This is a genomic window from Ruegeria sp. CDSB086, from assembly GCF_059611065.1.
On record NZ_JBXWOV010000004.1, the window covers coordinates 265,462 to 278,352 of the forward strand.

The following is a 12,891-nucleotide window of genomic DNA, read 5'->3' on the forward strand; positions in this document are numbered from 1 at the left end:
TCAGGGGCTTTCCTGTTTCATCGAAATCGTCGTCATGTCGAGGGGTTTGATCAGCTGACGGCGGGCAATCTTGAATATACCCGACCGCGCCTCGCTGGCACTGCGGAACTTCGGCAGGACCGACATCCACGCCCGGCACATGTGCCATCCCAACTGCAAACGGCCGGAGATGGGTTGTCCACCTTGCAGGATCGCGGCAAAGACGACCGGAACGGTACGCCGCGACAGATCAAACATCTGCTTTAGAACGGCCTCTTCTTCCTCTGAGCTGAGGTTATTCGACTCGGCCATCGCAGCTTTCAGGTTCTTTCCGATCGGCCGCGTGTGGTGCATCGCAATTTCGTCCAGAATGGCGGTTCGAAACGCGCCAGCCTCGGCCCATCGGCACCATATATAGTCCAGACCATAGCCGCTCATGGTGCCCTGAAAAAGCGGCAGTGCTTTCTGCAGGATATCCTTGTGCAGGCACGGGGCCATGATCTCAATATAGTTTGTGTACCGCAGCACGAAGCCCGGGCATTGGCTGAATACAAAATGCGAGAAATAGCTTTCGGGGGTCAGCGACGGTTGTGCAATACGCAGTCCGTGAACCTGCATGGCATCAAACAGCGCATTTACATCCGTAGCGCTGATGTCCAGATCGTCATCCGGCAGCCAATAGTAGTCATACTTATCAAGGTCACGGTCAGCGAGGGTTTTGAACAACCCATCCCATTTGCCGCCTTTTACCAGCACAGCCTCGACACCGGGTTCAGGTTTGAATGCCGCAAATGCCTCGTCTGAGAAATAGCTGATCAGAAGATCGTAGGTGCGATCTTCATAGGGAATTTCTTGCCACCGATGGTGCAATGACTTGTTGCCCGCACGGACAACCACAAGGCTATTCTTCATGCGCGGTTCCGAACCCGATTGCCGGCCTGCATCAAAGGGCCGAGCCCTTCAATCATGTCTGGGTTCAACGGATGGCTCAACCGTCCGTACGTGTATTTTGTCTGGTACATTAGGTTTCGAACGAATCTGGCCATGGGCGAGCCGGGTTTCATTTTACTGCGGCAGTGATCAATCGTGCTGTCTACCTCTTTGCGCTCTGCGACCATCTGCTCGGCAAGTGTGAGGATAGGCACGTTGTGTTCCCAATAGAATTTCAGGTCGATGTCGATGGGGCGCGCAATCGGAGCCTCAATCGCCAAAAGCCGAGCGGCAGCACGTCGGCCGATGATATAGCCCGTGGTTCTGGGTGGCAGACGGTCCGACAAGACAAGGTCCTGATCTGCAATTGATTTAATGACCTGCCCGTTATTTCCCGACACGCCGTCGATTTTGATCATGACGTCTTCGAAACATTCACCACAGGCAGCCAGTTCACTGAAAAACGGTCTGGGATCCTGCACGAACGTCGCATCATCTTCCAAAACAAGGCTGACATAGTCGGAAGAGTCAGCAATTTCCTGCCAAATCTGACGATGCCCAAGGGTGCAGGCGACCTCGTTGCGGCTGAGCGGGCGCTTGAATTTAATCCGGTTCATGTCGGCATCATACAAATGATGCAACTCTGAGTTGTTTAGCTGATCTCCGGCAATAGCGTCGCAAAATTCATGATTCAAGCCAAAGCGGGCAAATTCGCTTTCGCAGAATCGTCGCCGTTCAACATCTTTCGGCAAACTCAGAATGACAGCCTTAATCGACACTGTTCCATTACCAATAATACATGCACCGCGTTACTATGGGCCATATTTACCAAGCACAAGGGCAAAAGGTCTACCCTTTTCCCCCTACGCATCAAGGATTTCCAGCGGCAAAAAATCGCTGAATTTCAGTCGTTACTCTCACGCTACGGTAATCTGCCCCACAATATCAGAGCTTCCATTTTTTCAAGCATATACATATCACAATGAATCCAAAAAGGAAATCATTTGACCTGATCACTCGCGGTAACGCGAGAAACTGCCGGCACCTCAATCTACTGGTCAGAATTCAGGGATCTTTCGTGGCAGAAGGTACATTCAGGACGCTATAAAGTTGTGCTGACACCTTCCGGCTTTGACTTTAAGTTCCACGCAGAGGCCCCGCGCGCGAAAGCCCACAATACACCGCGTCATCTTGTCAAAAGAGAACATCAAAACCTTGCACATCGCAGCGCCAGCCCTTATTTGACGGAGCCTCTGCGCAACCTTTTGATTGGGCAACACTGTCGCGCCATTTGATCTGCCCTTTAGGCGGGAATGATTATAGGTTATCTGAGCGAGCGCATGATTTCACGATCTGGAGAATGCAATGATTAAGCGTGCCTGGACCGAATGGCGATCAGGCTATATGGGCCGCCTCATTGGCGAGAGTTTTTTTGCCCAAGGTCCTCTTTATGCTGTCGCCATTGTTGCGATGATCGCCGTTGCCGCGACCACTGCTGGCTCGGCCTTCATGATGGAATACATCGTTGATGCGATGACCAGCCCCGATATGCGTGAGTGGGCGTTTGCAATCGCTCTAGGCGTTGTTCTCTTGTTTCTAACCAAAGCGGTGGCCTCCTATATCCAGTCTATATACTTGGCGCGTGCGGGGAACCGGATCATTGCGATGCAACAAGACCGCGTGTATCGTAAGCTGTTGCGGCATGGCATTTCGTTCTTCGCCCAGAATGAATCCTCTGACCTGCTCATGCGTACGACACACGGTGCACAAGCTGCCCGAACTTTGATTGATGTGGTGGTTACCGGTTTTGTTCGCGACGCCTTGACCCTGGTGGGCCTGATAATCGTTATGGTTTACCAGCAGCCCGTTCTTTCCATCATGTTTTTTGTTGTCGGACCCGTGGCTTTGCTGGGCGTGCGTTATCTGTTGAAAAGCGTGCGCTCGATCATGCAGCAAGAGTTCAAATCGCTGGCAGAAATTATTCGTGTGCTGCAGGAAACCTCGGCCGGCATCAAGATCATCAAGGTGTTCTCTCTTGAGGATCGGATGATCAACCGTATGGAAACAGCCATCCTCAAGGTCGAAGAACGCTCGAACGATATTGCGCGGCTGCAGTCGATCGCTAGCCCGCTGATGGAGTTTCTGGCCGGTCTGGCCGTTGCCGGCGTTCTGGTCGTTTCGACCTTGGGAATTGCAGGTACGGAACAACCAACAGCTGGGCAGTTGATGTCTTTTATCACAGCGTTGCTGATGGCTTATGAGCCCGCCAAACGTCTGTCGAAAATGCGCGTTCAGATTGAGGCGGCCATGGTCGGTGTTGGCATGTTGTTTGGCTTGCTGGATCAAGAAGACACCATGCAAGAAAGCCCCGAAGCGCGCGATCTGTTGGACGGGCCCGGCGAGATCGGCTTGCGCAATGTCACCTTTGGATACCACGGGTCAATTCCGGTAATCGAAAATATGAACGTAACCTTCGAGGCTGGAAAAACCACGGCACTGGTTGGTCAGTCCGGTGGCGGAAAATCGACGATCTTTGGCTTGATTATGCGGTTCTATGACCCTGATGAAGGATCCGTCGAAATAGACGGTCAAAATTTGCAGGACGCCCGCTTTTCTTCGCTCCGAAAAAAGATCTCGTATGTAGGTCAGGACACGTTCTTGTTTTCAGCGTCAGTGATGGAAAACCTGCGCTGTTCGGCACCAGACGCGACAGACGAAGAGGTCATCGAAGCTGCAAAGGCAGCATACGCGCATGATTTCATCTGTGATTTTCCCAATGGCTATGACACTCAGGTTGGTGAAAACGGGACCTTCTTGTCCGGCGGGCAAAAGCAACGGATTGCAATTGCGCGCGCAATCCTGCGCAATGCCGAGATATTGCTGCTGGACGAAGCCACCAGCGCGCTGGACGCGGAATCCGAGGCGCTGGTAAAGTCTGCGTTGGACACATTAACACAGAACATGACGGTGATCGTAATTGCGCACAGACTTTCGACCGTTCTGGAGGCCGATAAAATCATCGTTGTTCAGGACGGCGCTGTCATTGAACAGGGCAACCTCGACGAGCTTATGCAGCTCGAAGGTCAGTTCAAAAAACTCTTCGATCAGCAATTCAAGAAACGCGAACCTGTGGCCGAAGCAAAAGCTGAAGTCGCGGAGTGATGTTCTGCAGCTTCGGTCTGTCCACATCTGCATTCACCTACATTTGGCGTGATGGATAGGACTGACAATGCTCACGTTACACCGGCCAGCACCGGACACCCAAAGTTGGCGCCTCGGACCAAATTCAAAAGTCTGGGTTTCGGTCTGGCCCAATGACGGATACTGCACTCATTTAATGTCAGGCCGACGAACAGGCAAAAAATTCGCATTTTCTGAAATTGGATCGCGAAGGGTGTAACGCTACTATATACGCGCTGCGGAAACGGTGCTAAATCGCAAAAAATTGATTAACCTTTGGATGTGTGCTGCATGGACCGGTCTGAAAATAATTATGATGAACTATTCGGGCTTGTTGAACTACAGGTACGCGGCGATGATCGGGGGAACTTGGTCGTCGTAGAGCAACTCAAAGAAGTGCCATTCGAACTCAAGCGCATGTTTGCAATTTACGGAGCGGTTGGCGACGAGCCGCGCGGTAGTCATGCGAACCTGCGATCACGCTTTGGATTTTTGTGCCTTAACGGGCGCTGCCGAGTCAGGCTGGCAGCTCCTGACGGTGAATTTGCCAGCATAGAGCTGGACTCTCCTTCAAAACTCCTCTGGATTGAAAGAATGGTTTGGAAAGAGATGTACGACTTTAGCGAGGATTGCGTTCTGGTTGTTGTATCAGATAATCTCTACGACCCCGAAGAATACATCCACTCGTATGACGACTACAAAAACATGAAGATAAGTGGCTAAAATGGATAAACTTCTCGAATTTCACAGCCTCACATCAAGTCAAAATCTAAAGCGCAGCGATCTTATTGGCCGGGTGGACGAGCAAGCTCGCAACCTGAAGATCAATGTCATCCGCAACCACTCTTTTGAATTGGTCGCTGCGACTCTGAATGCCTTCCTGGAAATCTCGGGCTTGAAGGCAGAGTTCAATTACAGCGACTACGATGATGCATTTGCAAATGTCGATTTTTCGACAGGTGCAGACGCGCATATTCTCTGGGTTGATCTGGATCGGTATGATGACAAAGGGCGTGAACACATTGCTGCCCGCCTAAATGAACTCAGCCAAAGCGCGGCGGACCCCGTCATTATTGTACCAATTGGTGCGGAATTTGAAGCTCAGGAGCCTCTGTTCAAAGCGGACGTTACGCCCATAGTCACCCGCCTCGGGGACAAGTTCTTTGATGACCGGCTCGCTGATTTCACCGGCACCCGCTGTAGTCCGGCGGCATGTATGGAAATGTCCAGGCTGCTTGGGTTGCGCATCATTCCTGCTGTTATCTTGCCGGGATTGAAAGCAGTTGTAGTTGATCTCGACAATACCCTTTACAAAGGCGTGCTTGGCGAGGACGGCGCAGACGGAGTTGTTCTGGAACCCGGACATATTGCACTGCAGCAGAAGCTGGTTGAACTTGCGGGCCAAGGATTCTTTATTTGCGTTGCGTCGAAGAACGAAGCGGAAGATGCTGAGCATCTGTTCAACAGCCGCACTGACTTCCCTCTTCGCCCTGAACACGTGACCAAGTTTATGGTCAACTGGGATTCCAAATCTTCCAACATCCAAGGTTTGGAAAAATTCCTGAATATCCACCATTCTTCAATGCTGTTTGTCGACGACAATATGGGTGAGCTTTTTGAAGTAAGCAACGCGTTGCCGGACATCAAGCAGTTCTGGGCCTCACCTGACAGCGATGCCAATGCCCGTGGCGTCAGCATATACCCGGGCCTTCTGAAATCGAAAGTCACTGCAGAAGACGCAGCCAGAAGTAAAGACGTGCAGGCAAATGAAGAACGGCGACGCCTGCGAGAGCAGATGTCCCCCGAAGATTATCTGCGTTCGCTTGAGATTAAGATCAGCTTCAAGGCAAACGATCCTGAACAGGTGACCCGGGTTTCGGAACTCTCCCGGAAGACCAACCAGTTTATCTTCAACTACAAGCGATACTCACTTGCCGAAGTAAAAGCCGCGGCGGAAAGCCCGACTTCTTGCGTAATGACCGTTTCGATGAGCGACAAGCTGATCGATAGTGGCATCATTGGCTGTCTGGTTGCGCATAAACACGAGGACACCCTGCAGGTAGAAGACATGTTTGTCAGTTGCCGGGCGTTGGGTCGCGGCCTGGACGACGTTGTTGTTCTGGGCGCTATCAAATGCGCAGCGGATCAACTGGGGTGTTCGAAAGTCGGGATCGAGTTTCAAAAAGGCGACCGAAATGGCCCGGCAGAAGATTTCGTCGCGAAGTATCTAAACGAACACACCAACGTACCTTCGGAGCTAGACTATTCATTCCCTCAGGGAATCGTCGAGATCTCCGCCCCTGAACTAGATGTAGAAGAGCAGAGTTACTAACCATGTCTGAAAACGTTTTGTCCTTTGTAGAAAGCCGTGCGGGCCTGGGTGCAAAATTCCAAGCGCATTACGAAGATGCCGAAGTCTGGAGCTCGTTTGACCGCATCGAACACGCTTTGGCCGCCGAAGAAGAATTCGGGATTCAGTTCTCACCAGAGGAGCTGACGGAACTTGGCTCTCCAAAGAGCTTTGTTGATGCAATTCAATCGAAACTGAACGGAAACTAGGGAGCGGGTTCGTGACAGATGTACTTCGCTCGCGTCGTCTGACGGGGTTATCCTTTCAATTGCGCCCCGTTTCTGAAGACGATGCAGAGTACATCGTCAACTTGCGCAGCGCAGACAGCCAAAAACAAAAGTATCTCAACCCGATTTCCCCCGACGTAGAAGCGCAGCGGGCTTGGTTGCAGAAGCAGGCCCAGGCCGATCAGGATTATTACTTTCTGGTCCTGGATCGTTTCACCCAACAGAAGGTTGGTCTGATCGGGCTTTACGATATCAATGAAGGCCAGGCCGAATGGGGCCGATGGATTATCGAAGATGGCAGTCTTGCCGCCATCGAGAGCGTCAACCTTCTGATGTCGTTTGGCTTTCATGATTTGGGTTTGGCTGGAATCTATTGCCGGACCGTTTCCGAAAATACCAGTGTCGTGAAGTTCCATGATGGCTATGCAAAGCGGCGCGCTGCGGCCGCGCCGAATACCGTGGAATTGCGTGGCGAAACGTTCGAGTTGGTCGAGCATGTTCTAACTAAAGAAGAATATGTTGAAACGACGGCTTCGAAATGGGGAAGTTTTTGTCAGAACATCTTTAACCGTCGCCTGCAGGCAGAGTTAGGTGTCTTTGAATTCCATCATATCGGAATTGCTGCAAAATCAATTGAAGCCGCGGCCGCTGGATATCGCCTCGTCGGCTACACGGATGAGGCTCGATTCACGGACCCCGGTCAAGGCGTACACGGTCTGTTTATGACCGCAAAATCCCAACCCCGCATTGAGCTCCTCGAGAACATGGAAGGCTCGAAGACGCTGGACAGTTGGCTTTCACATAGTGTGGCACCCTATCACTTCGCGTACTATGTAAAAGACATTGAGACGGCCATGAGCACCATGGGACGCCTGGGTATTCGCCCCATAACTCCGGTGAAGAAATCCGTTTATTTTCAGACGCCAATTGTCTTCATGGTAATGCCCAACCGATTTATTGTCGAACTTATCGAGATTTCCGAAAAATGAATTTGCCAATTGTATTCTACTTCCCGTGGCGCGAGGCATCCGGCGGCCCGGTATACCTGACGTCTATTGCACGGCGATTGGCTGAGGTTTATTCCGGCAAGGTTTACTACACAGATTTCAAAGACGGAATTACGGACCCAATGCTCGAGGGGGCCAATGTGGAGAAACTCGAGCTGGAAGACGGGAACTTCGGCGTTGCATTGCAAGAGCCCGTTATGCTCATCATCCCAATTTATTGGGCTCATTGGCTGCCCGAACTTCACCCCGACAGCAAGATCATATTTGTGAATTGGCACAATTTGTGTGTTCCGGTTCTCAAAGATTCATGGAATATAGACTCGGACCGTCTTCTTGAGTTTCTTCAAACGGTCAGTGACAATCATGCCGTTTTCTTTTGCGATGCAGCGCATCGACAAGCGCAAACAGACTATGGGATCCCTTTCGACGAGAACTATGTTCCGATTGGCATCGAACCCAGCTCTACTAGGAAGACAAACTATGTGGCCCCTCAAGGCGAGTTGAAAGTTGCAATCCTCGGGCGCCTGTCAATTGACAAAGTCTTTGCGGTAACAAATCTGGCTCGTCATTTCGATGCCTATCCGTTTGAAGGCAAGAAAACCCTGTACGTCATCGGAAATGGTCCGGAAGAAAGCAAGGTAGTACCAGAGGACTACCCGTCTGTGAACATTGTGTTCACCGGACCCATGTTTGACGAAAAGCTTGATGCATTCCTGATAGAGAATGTCGATGTCATGTTTGCGATGGGCACGTCTGCCTTGGCATCGGGCCGGCTGGCTATTCCCACAGTCGTAGTTTGCAACGAAATACATGACTATGATGACGACATTTTCGTATACCTTCAGGAAGCCAAAGGGTTCTGCCTGGGCTGGCAAGTTGAACAGGCACCGTCCTTTGACATTCCGATCCGTACATGTGCAGAAGTCATGGGCGACATACTGGACGCAGAAAAACAAAAGCAACTCGGCGAAGACGTCTATCAGTACGTTTCTAAATTTCACAATGCCAAATTTGCAGCTGATGAATTCCTGAAAGCGGCCTCGAAATCAACACTCACGTACCGGGACGCGAAAGAGGCTTTCCTTGGGTGGCAAATCGAGAAGAAAACGTACCGACTTGGCTTCAAAGGGAAACTGCGGGCTGTGCGTTATACTAACGGCATGCTGGAGTTGCGGTACAAGGACAAGCTAATTCGGCGCATGAAGTTTAAGAGCCTGGAGTACAAGTTGTGGCTCTTGCTGATTGGATTGATCGCAATTGCTGCTCTTCCGCTTACATTGTTGCTGATCGGGGCGAACATGTTCCGGAAAGCCAAGAAGAACAGTCGGGCCACGAGGGCACTTAACACCCAACTTTTTGATCTTGTGACAAACCGTGTCCCGTCGCTCACCGCCAAGATGGACCAGCAACATAGTGAGCTTGCAAGCCAAGGCGGACAATTGAGCGCTCAGGCTGAGCGGATGGGCAATCAAACCGCTCAACTCGAAAAACAAGCGTCGCAAATCGCATCTCAATCCGAGCGGATTGAGGCGCTGAAGGCCGAGATTGTTCAGGAAGTCTACCAAAACACCTCAGCGACGGTTTTGGGCCCACCAACAAGTTATGTAAATAATGGCGCGCACATCGCACATATGGACACGTGTGAATCAATAATTGATCAAGTGTCCTATGAAAAGTTCAGCGGCGATGTAGAGCAGCTGTATTTGGACTTGATTGCCGGTCTGGACGAGGAAAGCCGCCGCATCATAACTCGGGTCCTGAAACGTATCCGCGACTATGCAATTGACGATGCCGGGGCCTTCCAGCTTACACGCGAAGAGGAAGATAAATTCCGCGAGTTGATGGATTTCCACTACAATCGCATCCTGAGACTATCGGACAAGTGGTATCTATATGACGGAAAATATCGTTTGCCGTCCGCAGATATCTCTTCAACGGTGTTCTATTACAAACACTTCATCACTGAACTTGAACGTCCTGAATTCCTGAAAGACAGGGCAATGATCGATGTAGGTGCATATTTCGGCGATTCCGTGCTGATAATGCGCGAGTTTAGCGACGGCGACATTTGGGCTATCGAACCTAGCCGCGAGAGCTTTGATCTCCTGAATGAGACGATCAAACAGAATAACATACAAGCCGTTCGATCATTGAATATCGGGCTTGGCAGTGAGCCGTCTGAAATGGCGGTGCTGGATCGTGGAGATCAGTCTTGCTTGATAACAGAGTCGGACGATCAGTCCGTCGAGCATGACAAAATTGCCGTCCGGACTCTGGACTCTCTGGTGGAAGAACATGGGATCAAAGTCGGCTTGATTAAGATTGACGTTGAGGGCATGGAATTCGATGTTCTGGAAGGTGCTCGAAAGACAATAATCGAGCAAAAGCCCGTTCTCCTCATCAGTATTTATCACAATTTTGATCAGTTCTTTAAGGCCCGGAAGTGGGTGGAAGAATTGGGTGTTGAATACGAATTCAAGGTTCGAAAACCATTGGACATGTCAATCGCAGTAGATACCAACCTGATCTGCGAACCGCGCGCCGTAGACAGCTGAAAGTAAGGAAGACGCTATGATCAGCTTTTTGAATTTGAAAGAGATTAACGCACGCCACAGCGAAGAAATCGCTCAGGCTATGCAAGACGTTCTCGCTAGCGGATGGTACGTACGTGGTACACAGTATCAGGATTTTTGTCGGGAATTCGCCGAGTACTGCGGCACTCAGCATGCAATCGGAGTAGGCAACGGCCTGGATGCACTAGAGCTTTGTCTGGATGCATTGGATTTGGACGCCGGTGCAGAAGTCCTAGTTCCAGCCAACACCTACATTGCGACCGTCCTTGCCATATCCAGAGTTGGTTTGACGCCCGTTCTGGTTGAGCCGGATCCCAATACCTTTAACCTGTCGAAGAACGGGCTGGCTGAAGCACTGACGCCCAAAACACGGGCAATTCTGGCGGTGCATCTATATGGGCGATTGGCGGACATGCCAGCCATATGCGAATTTGCCAAGGAACACGGATTGTTCGTCATCGAAGACTGCGCGCAATCCCATGGCGCAACTTTTAATGGAATACGAGCAGGAAACTTTGGCGATATCTCGGCGTTTTCCTTTTATCCAGGTAAAAACCTCGGCGCCTTAGGAGATGGCGGTGCCGTCGTGACAAATGACGATGCCCTGGCGGCAAAAGTGGACATGTTGTCGAACTATGGTTCGCGGAAAAAATATGTAAATGAAGCCAAAGGCCGAAATTCCAGACTGGATGAGCTTCAGGCTGCCATTCTCCGGGTCAAGCTGAGATACCTTGACGATGAAAACGCGCGACGCCGCGAAATCGCGCGCGCTTATTGTGATGGCATCAAAAGCAATCACGTGACGTTGCCGGAATTCCCAAGCGATGCGCTGACCAGCGTCTGGCATTTGTTTGTCATTCGCACGAAACATCGCGACCTGCTTGAGAAACACCTGAAAGAACGCGGTGTCCAAACTCTGGTTCATTACCCCATACCGCCCCACCAGCAGGCTGCATATGCTGAACTGGCCGATCTTTCCTTTCCCCTAACGGAAGCCATTCATGAAGAAGTGCTGTCGTTGCCAATTGATCCGACAATGTCGGATGAAGACGTGCGTGATGTTTGCGAGGCGTTGAATGCATTCACGGCGTGAATTGCTATCTAGGACGATTGCGAACGCCCAAAAGTTTGAACGTATTTGTTTTGAACTTGCCGCCATTAAAACGCCTTCTAAGAAAATGAAGGCCATAGAGGTGGCAGCGCATTTTGCCAATGGCACCGGTGCCGGTGTCTATCGGTCGCGCGAACTGGAGGCCGCCCTCTCCGAATTGGCCAAAACGATAAGGCCGCCAATCAATCCGGGGAAAACCGACCGTTCTGGTGTTTTGCACGTTATGAGCACAGCCTTTCCATGGGGAGGGCACACACGCGTCGTGGAACGCTGGATAGCCTTGGATGGTGAAAAGCGTTCACAATCCGTGGTTCTGACGGAACAGGGTACCCAGCCGGTTCCAAAACTATTGAACGACGTCGTGACCAATGCAGGTGGAACAGTACATAGGTTACGTGACAAGAAATCGATCGGAACACGCGCCGAGGAACTCAAGTCCATTGCGCTTGGGTACGCATTCGTTGTTCTGCACATTCATATGCACGATATTGTGCCGTCCCTCGCATTCGGGCTGCCCTCTTTTCCTGTGCCCGTGATTTTTTACAATCATGCCGATCATCGTTTCTCAGTCGGAATGGAGGTGGCGCATGCGGTTGCGGAAACCCGTAGCTGGGGAAGAGCGTTGACCGGGACAAGACGCGGTATTTCAAACAGCAAGCGACTGGGGATCCCTCTGTCCGTCCAAAAAAAAGGGGCAAGCACTGATCAAGGTTTCAGCCGCGACCAATTTTCGATTCCAAAAGAAGCCAAAATCGCGATTGCGTCAGCATCGCAATACAAATTCCAGCCGTTTCTGGATTTGAACTTCTTCGAAACGGTCAAGAAAATACTTAGGCGAAACAACCGGATTTGGATACTTCTCGTTGGTGTGTCAGAGACCTTCTGTCGACAACAATTGATCGCCGTCGGCTGCGACGCGCACGACCTCCAGCGGGTGATACCAATTCTTGCTTGCGACGAAGCCCAGTTCAAGAGCTACCTGAAAGCAGCGGATGTTGCACTGGACACCCTGCCAGAAAACGGCTGCACCGCTGCTATGGACTATATCAGCAATGGTCTTCCGGTGGTTTCCAGAAAGACCTTTATCGGGCAAATGGACTATCTGATCGATCAGCCCGAATATATCCGGACGGACGACGAGTTCATTGACCAGGTTTTGGATTTGATGGACGCAAATGGTGACCGCAAAATCACCGCAGCACGGCAATTTGAAAGCCTGAACAATGACTGCCGTAGGGACGTCTTCTTAGACAGGCTGGATGATCTGTACACCTTGGCAACCGTTCAAAACCCTGTTGGCATGGCTGATGGCAATCTCTTCCACGGTTTTTCGGATTTGGATTTATTTCACACTCATAGAACGACATTAATCTAAAAAGATCGGCGGTAATCCGCGCCAGCAAAGAATGCCACATATTGTCCACATCCGATTGCGATCCGCCCTCAAATTGTCTGGTTATGCTATCCAAGCAATTGACCCTTTTTGTAATGGGAACCAGGTTAAATTACAGCGGTGCGCCGTTGCGATGCCGTC

General features: G+C 50.9%; 10 protein-coding genes. 8 read left to right on the top strand and 2 right to left on the bottom strand.

Annotated elements, in window-relative coordinates:
* Complete coding sequence (locus tag AC2FIO_RS10525) at positions 1-891, bottom strand: hypothetical protein (protein WP_496697460.1); 891 nt, start codon at positions 889-891, stop codon at positions 1-3.
* Positions 888-1,688, bottom strand: a complete 801-nt coding sequence (locus AC2FIO_RS10530; protein WP_282119727.1) for a glycosyltransferase family 25 protein — start codon at positions 1,686-1,688, stop codon at positions 888-890. The genes AC2FIO_RS10525 and AC2FIO_RS10530 overlap by 4 nt, the downstream gene beginning before the upstream one ends.
* Positions 1,689-2,274: 586 nt before the next feature.
* On the opposite strand from AC2FIO_RS10530, the gene AC2FIO_RS10535 reads away from it, so the two are divergent.
* From AC2FIO_RS10535 to AC2FIO_RS10570, 8 genes are all read left to right on the top strand, one after another.
* Entirely contained in the window at positions 2,275-4,071 is a 1,797-nt protein-coding gene (locus tag AC2FIO_RS10535; protein ID WP_496697462.1) for an ABC transporter ATP-binding protein, read from the top strand.
* 309 nt (positions 4,072-4,380) lie between these two features.
* Positions 4,381-4,812, top strand: coding sequence for a sugar 3,4-ketoisomerase (locus AC2FIO_RS10540; RefSeq protein WP_496697464.1), 432 nt, complete (start codon positions 4,381-4,383; stop codon positions 4,810-4,812).
* 1 nt (position 4,813) lies between these two features.
* Positions 4,814-6,421 (top strand): HAD-IIIC family phosphatase, encoded by a 1,608-nt coding sequence (locus AC2FIO_RS10545; RefSeq protein ID WP_496697466.1) that lies wholly within the window; start codon positions 4,814-4,816, stop codon positions 6,419-6,421.
* Between the two features lie 2 nt (positions 6,422-6,423).
* Positions 6,424-6,648: an acyl carrier protein gene (locus AC2FIO_RS10550; RefSeq protein ID WP_496697467.1), complete on the top strand. Its 225-nt coding sequence runs from the start codon at positions 6,424-6,426 to the stop codon at positions 6,646-6,648.
* A gap of 11 nt (positions 6,649-6,659) precedes the next feature.
* Positions 6,660-7,655, top strand: coding sequence for a GNAT family N-acetyltransferase (locus tag AC2FIO_RS10555; protein WP_496697469.1), 996 nt, complete (start codon positions 6,660-6,662; stop codon positions 7,653-7,655).
* Entirely contained in the window at positions 7,652-10,228 is a 2,577-nt protein-coding gene (locus tag AC2FIO_RS10560) for an FkbM family methyltransferase (protein WP_496697471.1), read from the top strand. Before AC2FIO_RS10555 ends, AC2FIO_RS10560 begins: the two co-directional genes overlap by 4 nt.
* A gap of 16 nt (positions 10,229-10,244) precedes the next feature.
* Complete coding sequence (locus AC2FIO_RS10565; protein ID WP_496697473.1) at positions 10,245-11,339, top strand: DegT/DnrJ/EryC1/StrS family aminotransferase; 1,095 nt, start codon at positions 10,245-10,247, stop codon at positions 11,337-11,339.
* A complete protein-coding gene (locus AC2FIO_RS10570; protein WP_496697475.1) occupies positions 11,323-12,732 on the top strand; it encodes a hypothetical protein in 1,410 nt (469 codons plus the stop codon). The genes AC2FIO_RS10565 and AC2FIO_RS10570 overlap by 17 nt, the downstream gene beginning before the upstream one ends.
* The last annotated feature ends 159 nt before the right edge of the window (positions 12,733-12,891 follow it).